The 16,185-nt window shown below is 67.0% G+C and carries 7 protein-coding genes; 2 read left to right on the forward strand and 5 right to left on the reverse strand.

The features are described from left to right. Position 1: 1 nt before the first annotated feature. The 4 genes from M4578_RS14780 to M4578_RS14795 all read right to left on the reverse strand — a co-directional run bounded on the left by M4578_RS14780 (position 2) and on the right by M4578_RS14795 (position 9,897). Positions 2–1,024: a glycosyltransferase family 2 protein gene (locus tag M4578_RS14780; protein WP_258094058.1), complete on the reverse strand. Its 1,023-nt coding sequence runs from the start codon at positions 1,022–1,024 to the stop codon at positions 2–4. 5 nt (positions 1,025–1,029) lie between these two features. Continuing rightward, a complete protein-coding gene (locus tag M4578_RS14785) occupies positions 1,030–7,488 on the reverse strand; it encodes a type I polyketide synthase (RefSeq protein WP_258094059.1) in 6,459 nt (2,152 codons plus the stop codon). Between the two features lie 187 nt (positions 7,489–7,675). Beyond that, a complete protein-coding gene (locus M4578_RS14790; RefSeq protein ID WP_258094060.1) occupies positions 7,676–9,043 on the reverse strand; it encodes an oligosaccharide flippase family protein in 1,368 nt (455 codons plus the stop codon). After that, positions 9,040–9,897: a glycosyltransferase family 2 protein gene (locus M4578_RS14795; RefSeq protein ID WP_258094061.1), complete on the reverse strand. Its 858-nt coding sequence runs from the start codon at positions 9,895–9,897 to the stop codon at positions 9,040–9,042. Before M4578_RS14795 ends, M4578_RS14790 begins: the two co-directional genes overlap by 4 nt. A gap of 152 nt (positions 9,898–10,049) precedes the next feature. Between M4578_RS14795 and epsE the strand changes: the two genes are divergently transcribed. After that, entirely contained in the window at positions 10,050–11,264 is a 1,215-nt protein-coding gene (epsE, locus tag M4578_RS14800) for an exopolysaccharide biosynthesis GT4 family glycosyltransferase EpsE (protein ID WP_258094062.1), read from the forward strand. A 6-nt stretch (positions 11,265–11,270) separates the two neighbouring features. Here epsE and M4578_RS14805 read toward each other — a convergent pair whose 3' ends face one another. Beyond that, positions 11,271–14,246, reverse strand: a complete 2,976-nt coding sequence (locus M4578_RS14805; protein WP_258094063.1) for a calcium-binding protein — start codon at positions 14,244–14,246, stop codon at positions 11,271–11,273. A gap of 339 nt (positions 14,247–14,585) precedes the next feature. Here M4578_RS14805 and M4578_RS14810 point away from each other — a divergent pair, with 339 nt between their 5' ends. After that, entirely contained in the window at positions 14,586–16,154 is a 1,569-nt protein-coding gene (locus M4578_RS14810; protein ID WP_258094064.1) for a 2-isopropylmalate synthase, read from the forward strand. Positions 16,155–16,185 lie beyond the last annotated feature (31 nt).

The raw sequence follows: 16,185 nt of genomic DNA on the forward strand, positions 1-16,185 counted from the left end.
CCTACTCCGCTTGTGCTTCAAGCGCGGGTGCCGTCTGGCGGACGGTCCCCGCTATGCGCTTTTCCGGCAAAGGCCGAAAGAGCGCCTTAAGATCGTGGACGAGAAGATCGCGCAGGAAATGCGGCGGGTCTGCCGGGGTCTTGCGTTGCAGCACCAGCCGCACCCGCCAGAGCGCCCCGCCCGCCAGATGCGCGAGGGTGGCCATGGCCGCATAGGCGCGGCCACGGGTCTTTGTGTAATAATACCAGCGGCTGTCGAGCCAGAATGCCGGCACGCGCTTCCAGATCTTCATTCCGGTCGAGACAGAGCCGATATGGGCGACTTCGCTCTCGCGGACGTAATGGGTTTCATGGCCGGCGCGGGCGGCGCGCAGGCAAAGCTCGGTTTCTTCGAAATAGAGAAAGAAAGTCTCGTCGAAGAGGCCGATTTCGTCCAGAACACCCTGCCGCATCATCAGCGAGGCACCCGCCAGCCAATCGACCCGCTGTGTCGCCTCGGGGATCTCCAGCCAGACGCGGTGCTTTTCGAGCAGCCGCGAGATCGGGCCGAAGCGCGCGGAACTTTCCAGCTCGGAGAGGATCGTGGGGAAGCGGAAGGCGGTGTGATGCGGCGCGCCGTCCTCGCCATGGATATAGCTTCCGGCGAACCCCGCCTCGGGATGGGTTTCGAGATGCCGGAGCAGCGCTTTCAGGCTGCCCGGACCGGGAAAGGCATCGGAGTTCAGCAGGTAGACGTAATCGGGTTCCGACCCGTCCGACCAGCCGGCGCGGATGCCCACATTGTTGCCGGCGCCGAACCCGCCGTTATGGCCCGACTGGATCAGCCGGATCGGCGCGCCCTGCGCCCAGGGTTCGGCGGACAGCGCCGCCTGCATCGCCTCGAACGAGCCGTCGCCGCTGTCGTTGTCCACGATCACCAGTTCGGCGTTGAGCCCCGCCATTTCGCGCAGCGCGAACTGCACCGAGCGCAGCGTCATCTCGGCGGTACGGAAGTTCAGCGAAACGACCAGAAGTTTGGGATCCATCTGTCTCACTCCGCTGCCCGGCTGCCGGGGAATTCGACCACCTGCGCACCGCGCATCTGCGCCTCGGCGCCGGTGATCGCCTCGCGCATCAGGCCGGCCAGCACCCGCACATTGGGTTCCAGCACCATGGAGTCGTGATCGCCCGGCACCTCATGCACCTCGACATGCGGCACATATTGGCCCCAGTCGTTATCGTTCATCACATAGGCGCGTTCGGAGTTGACCATGCGGCCGCCCGAAACCTGCCATTTGCCGACCAGCGGCGGGCGGTAGAGCACCAGCCGTCCGTCCCAGGGCTGCACCTGATACTGCGCCACGGCGCTCAGGAAGGCCGCCTCGATCTCGGCGTTGTGGAAGCTGTGCTGCGCCTCGGTCGTGTCCTTGGCCTGACGCTTGGCAATCTCCCAGCGGAGCCGGTTGCGCGCCCAGATCACCGGATAGAACAGCCCCTTGGCCTTCAGCTCCTGCATCTGGATCAGCAGACGGTCCTTGCGCGACAGCGGCCGGCGCGCGGGCAGCGGCGTGTCGAGCAGCACGCACAGCGCCACCTCTTCGCCGGCAACCTCGAGCTGCCGGGCGATCTCGAAGGCGGTGATGCCGCCGCCCGAGAAGCCGCCGACCATATAGGGGCCTTCCGGCTGCACCTGCCGCATCTCTGCGATATAGTCGCGCGCGGCGTCCTGGATGCTCTGATGCGGGTCTTCGCCGCCATAAAGCCCCTTGGCCTGAAGCCCGTAGAAGGGCCGGTCCGCGCCCAGGAGATGCGCCAGATGGCGCAGGTTCAGCACGTTGCCGAACATGCCGGCCACCAGGAAGAAGGGCGTGCGCGGCCCGCCTTCGCCATCATGCATGGCGACCAGATGCTTGAAGCGGCGCTCGGGGGCCTTGGGCTGGCCTTCGGGGACGGCGCCCTCGGTGGCGATGCCGGTCTGTTCGGCAATCAGCGCGGCGCATTTGCGGATCGTCGGCGCCTCGAACAGCACCGAGATCGGGAACTCGATGCGCCAGGCTTTCTTGACCATGGCAAAGAGCCGTACCGCGATGAGGCTGTGCCCGCCGAGATCGAAGAAACTGTCTTCGACGCCGACGTTCTGCACGCCCAGAAGATCCTCCCAGAAGCCGACCAGCGTGCGTTCGATGTCGTTCTCGGGGGCGACGTAATCGCCTTCGAGCTGCGGGCGGTCGAATTTCTGGATCTCGCCCCTGTCCTCGGTCGAGGCGGCCGTCTGGCGGGTGAGCTGATCGAGATCCATCGACGAGATCACCACCTGAGGCACGTCGAACGCCAGCGTGCGGGCAAAGGCGCTCACGCCCTCGGCGGGCAGGATGCCCTGGCTGAGATTATGCGCGAGGCGCTCTTCGGCGGGCGAGAGCGGCTGCGCGGCATCCTGCGGCGCGTCGGTTTCCAGCTCGGCGGCGGTGAGGCGCGGCGCGGCATGCAGGATGTCCGCCTGCGCCAGCTTGTGGATGGTGAAGCCCGAGATCTCGACCAGCACCATGCCATCGGGGGCACAGAGCGTGATGTCGAAGCTCGCCGTCTCCGCATCGGCGCGGTTCTGCGCGGCGTTGCGCACCCAGCTCACCACGTGATCGGTCAGCGGGGCGTGCACCCGCACGCGGGAATAGGAGACGGGCACCCAGAGATGGGTGGGCTGATAGCCCTCGATCAGCTCCATGGCCCAGCCGGTGGCGATGTCCATCAGCGCGGGGTGCAGCAGGCAGCCATCGGCGCGGGCGCTGGCCGCCAGCGACAGATCGGCGATGCCCTCGCCCTGTCCCAGCGCGCGGCTGTCGAGCACTTTCCAGCGCGGCCCGAACGCGAGCTGCACCTCCTGCGCGGCGGCGAGCTTGCCGCCGGCGGCGGCCTCGACCGGGTTGCCGCAGCGGGCGCGGATCGCGGCCAGGTCCAGCGGCGCCGGGCGCCGCATGGGGACCAGCGCCAGCGTTGCCTGTGCGGTCAGCGCAAAGCCGCGCTTGCCGCCCAGCGTCGCGTCGGCGAGCATCTCGAACCCATAGCCCTCGTCGCGCCGGGTCAACCGCAGCCGCACGTCGCGGGCGCCGCCATCGGCCACGCGCAGCGGGCGCAGGAAGGTCAGGTCGCGGATCTCGAAGCCGCCGGGCTCGTTCTGCGCCTTCAGTGCTTCGGCGGCCAGCGTCAGATAGCCGGTGCCCGGCAGCAGCGCGTCGCCGGATTTGGTGCGGTGTTCGTCGATGAACCAATCCGCCGCCGAGTAGCGCGCGGTAAAGAGCCGGTTGCCCTGCGCGTCAAAGGTCTTTTGGTCGAGCATCGGCACGCCCGCGGGCTCCACCGGCGCTTTGGGTATCTCACCTCGGCGCGCGGCCACCGCTTCGGCGGCCATGCCGACCTCGTTCCAGATGCCCCAGTTGATCGCGACGACGCGGGTCTTGCCGCCCGCGCGGGCCTGCGCGAAGGCGTTGAGATATTCGTTGGCGGCGACGTAATCCACCTGACCCGCCGGGGCGGTCACGGTGGAGGAGGAAGCGAAGAGCACGATCCAGTCGGTGCTGCCATCGGGGAAGACCTCGCCCAGCACCTGCGTGCCGTGGATCTTGGGCGTGAACACGTCCTCGACGGAGGAGGGGCTCTTGGTCATCAGCGGGCCGTCGGCGATTACGCCGGCGCCGTGGATGACACCGGAAATCCGGCCGAAGCGCTCTTCGGCGGCCTCCTTGACGCGCTGCATCTGGGTGAGGTTGCAGACATCGACGGCGGCGATCGTCACCTGGGCGCCGGTCTCTTCCAGCGCCTGAACGGCGCGGATGCGGCGGGCGGTGCGGTCCTGCGGGGCGTGCCGGGCCAGATAGTCGGGCCATTGCGCGCGCTCGGGCAGATCGTGCCGCGCGACCAGCACCAGATTGGCGCCCCTGGCGGCGAAATCCTGCGCCAGAGTCAGGCCGATCCCGCCGAAGCCGCCGGTGATGAGATAGGTGCCGCCTTCGGCGGCGACCGGCGCGGCCTCGGGCAGTGCCACCGGTTTCATGGCGCATTCGAAGCGCCGCGCCCCGCGCAGCGCCGCGATGGCATTGGCCGGTTCGGAGAGCAGCTCTTCGAGCACTTGCAGGGTCAGCGTCTCGAGGGCTGCGTCGCGGGCGGCCTGCGCCTTGCGGCCGCCGAAGAGCCCGGTCTGGGCGGTTTCGGGCAGCGTCAGATCGAGCGTCGAGACGCTGACCCCCGGCAATTCGCGCGGGATCACGCGGGCGGGGCCGGCGACGGTCGCCTTGGAAGGATAGGGCAGCGCCTCGTCGCGCAGGCGGGCGGCGCCGTTTGTCACCACGGTCAGATGCAGCGGGCGTGGCAGGTTTTCCTCGGCCACGGCCTGGGCGAGAAAGAGCAGAGAATAAAAGCCCTGTTCCTGCACCCGGTGGAAGAAGCTGGAGCCGGGGCGGTGATGCTCGCCTTCGGTGACCATCCAGAAATGCGCGATGCGCGTAGGCACATGGCCGCGCAGCGCCAGATCCTGCACCAGCAGGTCATAGCCTTCGCGGCCGCGTTCGGAGGCCAGCAGGTAAGAGGTGTCGGACAGCCGGGTAAAGCTGTCGCCCGGGCGCACCTCGACGACGGTATGACCGGCCGCTTTCAGCTTCGCGGCGGCGCGGGCGGCGAGCCCGGCCTCGTCCATGAAGATCAGCCAGCATTGCGGATCGGCATCGGCGAGCCCTTCGGCCACATCGACCTCGACCTCGGCCGCGCGCGGGCGCCAGACCGGCTTCCAGCCCCATTCCGCCACATCGTCGCTGCGCATCAGATATTGCGGCGCGGTGTCGGACTGGCGCTTGCCGGGGGCGATGAAATAGGGCGCGCGCTGGAAGGCGTAAGAGGGCAGCACCACGCGATTGCGGCGCGCCTCGCCCCAGATCTGGCTCCAGTCGATCGGCGCGCCGAGCGCCCAGAGACGGCCCAGAACCTCGAACATGTGCTTGTCGTCGGCGATGGCATCGTCGCGGTGGCGCAGCGAGGACAGGACCTGCTGACCGGGGACGTCGGGATGCTGGCGGGCAAGTGCGGACAGCGCCTTGCCGGGGCCGACTTCGAGGAAGATGCGGTTCGGCTGGGCCAGAGTGCCGATGCAGTCGGCGAAAAACACGGTGCCGCGCAGATGCTCGACCCAGTAATCGGGCGAGGTCGCCTGTTCCGGCGTCATGAGCTGGCCGGTGCGGTTCGAGGTCAGCGGGATCTGCGGGGGGAAGAGGTCGATAGAGCGCAGATAGGCGCGGAACTGATCGAGGATCGGCTCCAGCATCCGGCTGTGCGCGGCGATGTCGATCTGGATGCGCTGGCAGTCGATGCTTTCGGATTTGAGCCGGGCTTCCAGCGCATCGAGCGCCGCCTGCGGGCCGGAGGCCACGGTCAGCTCAGGCGCGTTGACGGCGCCGAGGTCGAGATCTTCGCCGAGATAGGGTTGCAGCGCCTCGGCCGTGAGATTGACCGAGAGCATGCCGCCGGCGGGCACGCTGTCGAAGAGCCGACCGCGCAGATGCACGAGGCCGATGCAATCCTCGAAGCTCATCACGCCGGCCAGGCAGGCGGCGGTGTTCTCGCCCATGGAATGGCCGGCCAACGCCGCGGGCGTCACGCCCCAACTCATCCAGAGCTGGGCCAGCGCGTATTCGGTGATCATGATCAGCGGCAGTTGCAGCGAGGGGCGGGTCAGCGCGGCGTCCGCGTCTTCGCGGGCGCCGTCTTCCGGCAGCCACAGCGCGCGGATGTCGTGGTCGGAGATCTCGGCCAGCGCGTCGAGGCCGCGGTCCATCCATTCGGCGAAGACCGGCTCGGTCTCGTAGAGATCATGCGCCATGCCCGCATATTGCGCGCCGCCGCCGGGGAACATGAAGACGGTCTCGGGCCGGTCCAGCGCGCTGTGGGAATGCACCCGGCGCGGCGCGTCCTCCTCCAGCAGCCGGGCGGCCTCCTCATGGTTTTCGGCCACCACGATACGGCGCTTTTCAAAGGCGCGGCGGCCTTCTTTCAGCGTCCAGGCAACATCGGCGAGCGGCTGCTCGGGATGCGCGCGCAGATGCGCGGCAAGGCGCTTTGCGCCCTCGTCCAGCGCCGCCTTGCTGCGGGCGGAAAGGGTCAGGATCTGGAACGGCCAGTCGCTTTCGCCCGAGGGCGCGCGCGCGGGCGCCTCTTCCAGCACCACATGCGCGTTGGTCCCGCCGACGCCAAGCGCGTTGACCCCGGCGCGGCGCGGACGACCGGTCTGCGGCCAGGGGGTGAGGCTGTCGTTAACCATGAAGGGCGAGGTGTCGAAATCAATCGCCGGGTTCGGCGCCTCATAGCCCAGCGAGGGCGGAATCTCGCCCTCGTGCAGCGCCAGCGAGGTCTTGATCAGCCCGGCGACCCCTGCCGCCGTATCGAGGTGGCCGATATTGGTTTTCACCGATCCGATGCGGCAATGGCCCGTGGCCTCTGCGGTTTCGCGGAAAGCCTGGGTCAGCGCGGCGACCTCGATCGGGTCGCCCAGATAGGTGCCGGTGCCGTGGCATTCCACATAATCCACCGTATCCGAGTCGATCCCCGCCACCGCCTGCGCTTCGGCGATCGCCTGAGCCTGACCGTCCACGGAGGGCGCCAGATAGCCGGCCTTTTGCGCGCCATCGTTGTTGACGGCCGATCCCTTGATCACCGCATAGATATGGTCGCCGTCGGCGATGGCATCCGCCAGCCGGCGCAGCACCACGACCCCCGCGCCCGAGCCGAACACCGTGCCCTGGGCGCGGTGGTCGAAGGCATGGCATTCGCCGTCCGGCGAGAGGATCTCGTTTTCCTTGTAGAGGTAGCCACGGCCCTGCGGCAGCTCGATGGTCACGCCCCCGGCGATCGCCATGTCGCATTCGCCGTTGAGCAGCGCCTGCGCGGCGTAATGGGTGGCCACCAGCGAGGTCGAGCAGGCGGTTTGCAGGTTGATCGAGGGCCCGTGCAGGTCGAGCACATGGCTCAGCCGGGTGGTCATGAAATCCTTGTCATTGCCGGTGTGGCGCAGCAGGAACATGCCGGTGTTCTCGACCAGATCCGGGTTCGAACAGACGTTGAAATAGAAATAGCTGCCCATGCCGCAGCCCGCGAACACGCCGACCTGACCGTCGAAAGTCTCGGGTACGTGGCCGGCGTTCTCCAGCGCTTCCCAGGCGGTTTCCAGGAACTGCCGGTGCTGCGGATCCATGATCGCCGCTTCCTTGGGCGAGAACCCGAAGAACTCGGCATCGAACATCTCGAAATCATCGAGCGGCGCGGCGAAGGGCACGTAATCCTTGTGGCGGATCAGGCCGGGATCCTCGCCCGCTGCCAGCAGCTCCTCCTCCGACAGCCGGCGGATGGCGCTGCGGCCCGCGCGCAGGTTTTCCCAATAGCGCAGAATGCTGTCCGCACCCGGAAGATGCGCCGCCATGCCGACGATGGCGATGTCGTTTTCGCCCGTTTGCTGCTGCGTTTCTGCGCTCATGACCTGATACCCCGTCACATGTGACCTGTCCCTTCCGGTAAAGGAGGAATGGGGAGAAAATGCGGCGCTTTTTAGGTATCCACCCCGAGATCGCCACGATTCATCGGCTTGCGCCCATGGCTTGTTATGCACTGGGGGACAGTGTCGCAAACAAGGGGAATTGTTGCCAATATGGAACCGGTGGCGTTTATCCGCCCACGCTGGCCAGTGCCACAATTCCGGGCCAGTTGATGGTTGCCGCCAGCGCCGCGAGGCCGAATCCGATCACCGCGAAAACCGCGTCATGCAGCGGATCCCATGCCCCCATGCGCCGCGCCAGCCAGACCACCACCGGATAGGCCAGCAGAAAGGCCGTGCCCATGCCGAGCAGCGCGCCGATCAGCCCGGCCATCTCGAGCCCGGCAAGGATGCAGCCGATCATCAGCACCGCGCGCGCCAGCGCGAGGACAAAGAAGCTGCGGCTGTCGCCCGCTGCAAGCGCCGCCTGATCGTAGGTCTGCACGATGATCTGCGGCATCTGCATGCAGGCGACGATCACCGCCACCGCCCCGGCCGCCGCGTAGCGCGGATCGTAAAGCAGATCGACGATCCAGCCGCCCAGCATGGCGAAGCCGCCGACCATCAGGATCAGCATCGCGGTGACGGCGAAGCGCATCTTGCGCAGGCGCAGGAAATTTTCGCGGCTTTGGGTCGGCGGGGTCTCGCGATAGATCGGGATGAGGATCTTGCGCGTGACCATGCCGCCCAGAAGCATCGGGAAGGAGGCCAGGAAATAGCCGATATTGTAGACCCCGAAGTGATCGAGCGAGAGGTATTTGCCGATCAGGAGCTTGTCGCTCTGGCTGAAGAAGAAACCGCAGACGGTCGACAGAAAGATCCACTTTCCGAAATTCACCAACTCGTCGGCGGCGGCTTTTTCCCAGCGGAACCGGTTGCGTTCGCCCGGCAGGAAGAGCCAGTTGATGATCACCTCGACGACGCTGCTGAAGATGCCGCTCAGCACCAGCGCCCAGACCGAACCGGTGAGCCAGGCAAGCAGGATCGCGGTCAGCAGCCCGACGACCTGGGTGACGAATTCCAGAAGCGTCACCCGGCCCAGCAGCAGATGGCGGTTCGCCGTGTCCATGCGGGTGGGGCGGAACCCGAGGATGAGCAGCGCCAGCCCGGCCACCGGCAGGATCTGCAACAGCTGCGGCTCGTCATAGAACCAGGCCATGGGCCAGGCCAGCCCGCAGGCGACCAGCCAGAGCCCGGCGCCGCGCAGCACCTGTATGGTCCAGGCCGTGTTGAGAAAATCGCGTTCGTCGCCGCGCTTGCTTTGCAGGATCGCGGGGGTGACGCCGACGTCGGAAAACTGTTGCAGCCCCATCATGAAGACCGAGACCAGCGCCATCAGGCCGAAAGCCTCGGGGAACAGCAATCGCGTCAGGATCAGGTTCGATGCCAGCCGCAGCACCTGGCTGAAGCCAAAGCCGCCGACGGTCAGCAGCGACGACCGCAGCGCGCGCGCGGTGAGCGAACTGCCCTGCACCCGGTGCCAGAATGTCATGCTCATCGTCCGCGGCTCCATCCGCTTGCTGCCGGGCGCAGCCGGACCGCCAGCGCCACGCCGGCATAGACCGCAAAGCCCAGCGGATCGCGCAGGGCCATGGCGAGCTTGCGGGCGGTCGGGAAGGGGGCCTTGTCGTCGTTCTGCAAAAGCGCGGCATAGCGCGCTTCGATCTGGGTCACGCCGGCATCCTGCCGTCGCCGCACCCGCACCAGGTTTCCGAACCCTTCGGCGATGGGCCAGTCGTAAGAGGCGGGGACAGAGATACGCTCGTCGGGGGTGAAGCTGAGGCGCACGAATGTGTCGTCCGAGATGATGTCGGGGAAACGCGCCCAGCGGGCGCGGCCGCTGGCGTTCACGGCAAAGACGCCGCAGCCCGGCACGCCTTGCGCCATGAAGGGCACCTGCCGCCAGATGCGGGCATAAGCGCGCGAGATCCAGCCGCGGGCGGTGATGTTGACCCGGCCGCTGGCATAGCGGGGCGCCTCGGTGGAGAGGGTATCGCGAATCTGTGCCAGAAGTTCCGGGCTCACGGTCACGTCGGCATCGAGATAGATGCGGATCGCCCCGCGTGCGGCGGCGTCGCCGGCGTTCAGCGCGGCGAGCTTGCCGCCTTCGGCACGCTCGATCACCGTGAGGGCCCAGCCGCGCGCAGCAAAGGCCGGCGCTTCGGCGCGGGCCCGTTCGGCGGTGTCGTCGCGGCAGCCGTTGGCGATCACGATCACCTCGACCGGGGCGGTATCGGACCAGTGCGATGCGCAGAGCGCCCTCAGGCATTGCGCAATCAGCGCTGCCTCATTACTCGCCGGTAGGATCACCGAAACCGCGGGTGTTCCGGCAGTTTTTCGATTATCCGTCATTATCCGTACCCAAGCGGTCACACATGCACTATTTCCTGGCCATAGATGTGACGGGCCTGCCATCAAACTGTGGCCAAAAAAAGAAATCGAATAGAAGTTGTCGTAATTTCCGGACAAATTTGTCCGGAACAAGCCTGAGAGCGGGGGAACGCGTGTCGCAGCGATTGCGGATCGGGTATCTGGTGCCCCAATTCCCGGGGCAGACCCATATTTTTTTCTGGCGCGAGGTACAGGTGCTGGAGGAGATGGGCCACGAGGTGCATCTGCTGTCGACGCGGATGCCGCCCTCGGGGCTGATCTCGCACGACTGGTCGCAGGAGGCCATCGCGCGGACGACCTATCTGGGCCGGCTCGAACCGGTTGCGGCGGCCCGGGCACTTTGTGCGCTGCTGCCCAGGGGGCTGGCCGGATGGGTCGCGCAGGAGGGCGCCGGCTTTGCCAAGGATGTGGCGGTGACGCTTTCGGCGGCGCAGTCCTTGCTGCGCTATGCTGCGCAGCATGAGCTGGATCATGTGCATGTGCATTCTTGCGGCCGTGCGGCGCTGATCGCGGCGCTGGCGCAGAAGATGGGCGGGCCGAGCTATTCGCTGACCCTGCACGGGCCGCTGTCGGATTACGGTCCGGGCCAGCGGTTCAAATGGCGCGGCGCGGCCTTTGCGACCATCATCACCCACAAGCTGCTGGGGGAAATGCAGGACGAGTTGCCCGACGCGCTGCCCGAGCGGCTGGCGATCCGGCCGATGGGGGTGGACACCCGCGTGCTGTGCCGCGACACGCCGTATCAGCCGCCCGAGAAGGGCCGCCCGATCAAGCTGTTCTCCTGCGGGCGGCTGAACGTGGTGAAGGGGCATCAGGACCTGATGTCGGCGGTTCGGCAGCTTCTGGATCAGGGCGTGGATGTGCGGCTCGAGATCGCGGGCGAGGACGATGCCGGTGGCGAGGGGTTCCGCAAGGAACTGGAGGCGCATCTGCGCAAGCTGCGCTTGCAGGATCATGTGAAGCTGCTGGGCGCGATCGACGCGGGCGCGGTCAAGGACAAGCTGATCGAGAGCCATGTCTTCGTTCTGGCCTCGTGGCACGAACCGCTGGGCGTTGCCTATATGGAGGCGATGTCCTGCGGGGTGCCGACCATCGGCACCGATGCGGGCGGGGTGCGCGAGCTGATCGAGGACGGGGTGACGGGCAAGCTGGTGCCGCCCAAGGACCCGACCGCGCTGGCCCGCGCGATCCGCGAACTGGCGCAGAACCCCGAGAGCGCGCAGCGGCTCAGCGCCGCCGGGCGGGCGCATGTGGAGGCGCATTTCCGCGCCAGCCTCGGCGCCGAGACGCTGGTGGAGGAAATCCTGGCGACGCGGGCGCAGGGCTAGCGGCGATCAGAGCCCCGCAGTCGCGATCTCGGTGTCGGGCGCGGCCTCGAAGCTCAGTTGTTCGACCGAGACCATGGTCACCGTGCCTGCCGGCCCTTTGGCGACAAGCCGCGCGCCGTCGCGCGTGAAGCTGTAGCCGTCCTGCGATCCCGGCAGCAGCGCGCGGTCCTGTCCCGGCCCGCCATGCAGGTGATCCTGCCCGCCGCCCGGAATCAGCAGGTCGTTGCCGGCCCCGCCCAGCAGAATGTCGGCCTGTGCCGTGCCTTCGAGCCGGTCGGCTCCGGCCTCACCGCGGCGCAGCAGCCCATCGGCAAAGGCGGCGGGGTCACGGGTTTCCCAGTCCGAGGGGCCGGAAGCGTTGTAGGCCATCAGCATGTCCCAGCGCGGGTTCGCGTCCTCGAGATGGCGCAGCGCCCCCCAGCTTCCCCATTTCGACGCGGGGGCGACATCGACAAAGGCGTTGAACAGCGTGCCCCCGGCCGAGACCCAGCCGGTCAGCAGTTCTTCGTAGAGCTTGGCCATCTCCGGCGTGTAGTTGAAATATTCGAAGAAGCCGGTCAGCCGCTCGTCCTCGACCCGGGCGGCCTGCGCGGTCACATGGGTGCCGCCCTCATACATCACCAGGTGCAGCCCCGCCGCCTCGGCGGCGCCGGCATGATAGGGCAGTACCTCTTCGATCAGCTCTTTCAGCGAGCCTTCCTGGAGCGCCAGCGCGACCGGGGCCACCGCCGCCTCGTAGCGGCGTCCTTTCACGAATTCCCGCAGCGCCACCCGGCGCAGACCCTCGGCCTCGCCCTCGGCCACGGCCTGCGCCTCGGAGCGGGCCAGCCAGTTGTCCATCTGCGCCGCCATCTCCTCGCCGCCCAGCTCGTAGCCGAAATAGGCGGCGACCGCATAGGCATCGAAATCCTCTTGCGGCGGATGGCCGAGCTGAAGATAGGCGAGGGGGGCGACAAGCACGTTTTCCTCGAGCCCGGGCCAGCCGGTATGCGTGGCCATGACCCGGACCAGCCGGTCGTCGATCTCGGCTCCGAACACATCCGACCAGATCCGCATCATCTGCGCCGCGCGCAGCCCGTAATATTGCATCCAGCCGGTTTCCGACCGGCCCCAGAGCGCATCGGCCTGGGTTTCGGCCCAGCCGGCCTGGGGGAAGATGTGGTTCCAGACCTCGTTGGAATATTCCACATAGGCCTTGAGCCGGGGATCGAGCCCCGCCTTCACCGTTTCCGCGAAGGACCGGACATAGGCGTCATTGGCCATATGGGGCATGTTGAACCAGGGATCGGCGCCGATCTGATTGGCCAGCGCGATCATCACCTCCAGTGGCACGCCCCAGGCCGACCAGGTGTAATCGGAGACCCGGGGCCGGTCGGCCCAGCTTTGCACCGGAGACCCGTTGGTCATCATCCAGTCCATGAAGCGCACGCTGCGGAGATCGTGAATGCGGTCGATCCACAGGGGGTTGAACAGCACGCCGGCCTCGTAGAGATCGCGCTGGTCCTCGCGGATCACCCTTATGTTGCGGATCGGGTCTGCCGGATCGGTGGCGCTGATCGAGATGCCCACCGCGCCCTCGCCGGGGCTGTAGGAGAACTGCGCCTCGCCCTCGTCATAGAGCACCCGCCGCGCGCGGCCGGTCAGTTCCAGCTTGCCCTGACCGTCATAGAGAACCAGATAGGTGCCGCGCAGATGTTCGGCCGCTTCGGGCTGGTCGGTCAGCAGCAGCGCCTCGAGCCGTTCCACCCGCTCGGGGAGGCGCAGCGGCCAGCCATTGTCGTCCAGCACGCCTTCGGCGCGCAGCTCGTCGGCGCTGACCCCGCCCCACTGGCCGGGCAGATGCCCGATCCATTCGCGTGCGGTCTTCATCAGGTCGATGAAGGGTTGCTGAGTGGACCAGTCGGCGATCCCGTTCAGGCCCATGCCGAGCGCGGGCAGGCCCTGCGGCCGCGCGCCGGGCGCGGGAAGAGAGACCTCGCCCCGGGCCGGAAGCGGCGCGTCGGCGAGGGTTTCGGGGGTCGGTGCTGCGGCGGTCTGGATGGGGGCCGCAGCGGCAGGCGCTGCGGTGGCGGTGCTCCTGAGGCTCTCGGTGGCCGAGATCTCTTGCCAGACCCAGGCGGCCAGTTCGGGATAGGCGGCGACCACCTCGGGGTGCAGCGTTGCCGGGGGTGTGTAGCCGGCAGGCGGCGGCGCCTCGTAAAGCGCGGCATAGGTGATCATCGCCGCGAGGAAATAGAGCGTGGGTGTGCCATGCGGATCGGGGTCGACATAAAGCGCCTCGACCGGCACCTCCTCGAGCAGCCCGCCCTCGCCCAGCAGCGACGAGAGCAGCCGCGCGACGGGGATCAGGCGCAGGTCGGTGTCCGGCCGTTCGGCGCGGAGATCGGCCAGAAGCGTTTCGTACCAATCGTGGTAGTCGCCGAGATTGTAATCGTGATAGCGCCGCAGCGCACGGTTCGATGGCGGAAAGCGGCCCGCGACGCCCGACATGTCCGCCCAGCCTTCGTAAAGATAGACCGGGGTTTCGGGGATGCGGCCCCGGAGCCAGTCGACCACCGTCAGCGTGGCGCTCAGCGGGCTGGCGCCCGAGGGGTTGTCGCCCTCATAGGGCGCTTCGGGGGGCTGGTACTGGATGAAATTCGCGGGCGTGATCAGAACCGCGTCGAACCCGGCATCGGCAAAGCTGCCGCGTCCGGGATCCCACAGGCTGGTCACCCCGTCGAACGACCAGTTGGGCGCCGGCGGCAGGCTTTCGGCGAAGCCGCGCAGAAACCCCCACTGCCCGTCCAGCGCCAGCCGTCGCCCGTCGGCACGGGCCATTTCGTTCATCCAGTGCGGAACGTTGGATTGCGGCTGTTCGCCGAGATAATGCACCAGGCTGTTGCCGAAGACATAGACATCGGCCTCGTCGCGGCCCTCGGCCATCGCCATGAGCGGAGCGATGGTCACCAAAACGACAGCCCGTAATACCCGCGCGAACATCGCCCGCTCTCCCTGCTCCCCGAAACCTCTGGTTCAATATGGATCAGGCAGCGGGGCGCTCAACCCCCCTTTCCGGAACGCTGCGTTGCAGCGAGTTTTTCTGCGGGAAATCGCGCATTTTGCGGGTTTTCATTTACCTTTTTGGGCGTATAGTCCGCCGCATGATGACCCTTGGCCATATCGCTCCCCTTGCCCGCGCCCCTGGCGCGCCGGTTGCGCTTGGCCTGTCTCTTCTCCTAATCCGCCTCTGAGCGCGCAGACCCGGCGCGACCGCTCAGAGGAGGACCGTTTCGCGCCGGCGAAACCCCAGGACGAAGACCTTACAGAGATTCCAGAGACATGACCGACCAATCCAAAGACCGCGTGTATATTTTCGACACGACGCTTCGCGATGGCGAGCAATCGCCGGGCGCAACCATGACCCATGACGAAAAGCTCGAAATCGCCGAGCTCCTCGAGGATATGGGCGTCGATATCATCGAGGCCGGGTTCCCCATCGCCTCCGAGGGCGATTTCAAGGCGGTGAAGGACATCGCCGAACGCAGCAAGGAGACGGTGATCTGCGGTCTCGCCCGCGCCCAGCTCCCCGATATCGACCGCTGCTGGGAGGCGGTGAAACACGCGCCGCGCCCGCGTATCCACACCTTCATCGGCACCTCGCCGCTGCACCGTGCCATTCCCAACCTCACCATGGACGAGATGGCCGACCGCATCCATGAAACGGTGACCCACGCGCGCAACCTCTGCGACAACGTGCAATGGTCGCCGATGGATGCGACGCGGACCGAGTGGGATTACCTTTGCCGCGTGGTCGAGATCGCCATCAAGGCGGGCGCCACCACGATCAACATCCCCGACACGGTGGGCTATACCGCGCCGCGCGAAAGCGCGAGCCTCATCAAGCGGCTGATCGAGACGGTGCCCGGCGCCGACGAGGTGATTTTCGCCACCCACTGCCACAACGACCTCGGCATGGCGACGGCCAACGCGCTTGCCGCCGTCGAGGGCGGCGCGCGGCAGATCGAATGCACGATCAACGGGCTGGGCGAGCGCGCGGGCAACACCGCGCTGGAAGAGGTGGTGATGGCGCTCAAGACGCGCGGCGACATCATGCCTTTCTACACCGAGATCGACACCAGGAAGATCATGCATATCTCGCGCCGCGTCTCGACGGTGTCGGGCTTCCCGGTGCAGTTCAACAAGGCCATCGTCGGCAAGAACGCCTTTGCGCATGAGAGCGGCATCCACCAGGACGGGATGCTCAAGAACGCCGAGACCTTCGAGATCATGCGCCCCGAGGATGTGGGTATCGCGGGCACCTCGCTGCCGCTCGGCAAGCATTCGGGCCGCGCCGCGCTGCGCGCCAAGCTCAAGGATCTCGGTGTCGATGTGGGCGACAACCAGCTCAAGGACATCTTCGTGCGGTTCAAGGATCTTGCCGACCGCAAGAAAGAGGTGTTCGACGACGACATCCTCGCGCTTGTCACCGCCCATATGGCCGACGAGCAGGAGAACCACCTGGAGATCGTCTCGCTCAAGGTGATCTGCGGCACGGCCGGTCAGGCCGAGGCGGTGCTTGAGATGGAAGTCGGCGGCGCAGAGATGAGCGCCGACGAATTCGGCGACGGCCCGGTGGATGCGACCTTCAAGGCGGTGCGCAAGCTCTATCCCAACAAGGCGCGGCTTCAGCTTTATCAGGTGAACGCGGTGACCGAGGGCACCGATGCGCAGGCCACCGTTTCCGTGCGTCTGGAAGAGGACGGCAAGATCGCCACCGGCCAGTCGGCGGATACCGACACGGTGGTCGCCTCTGCCCGCGCCTATGTCAACGCGCTCAACCGTCTGCATGTGCGCCGGGGCAAGACCGGCGGCGATGTGAAGGAAATCAGCTACAAGGATGTGAGCTGATTTAGCGTCGCGGGGGCGGTTGCAGCCCCCG

It is taken from the genome of Salipiger pentaromativorans, from assembly GCF_024721115.1.
Classification (GTDB): Bacteria; Pseudomonadota; Alphaproteobacteria; order Rhodobacterales; family Rhodobacteraceae; genus Salipiger; species Salipiger pentaromativorans.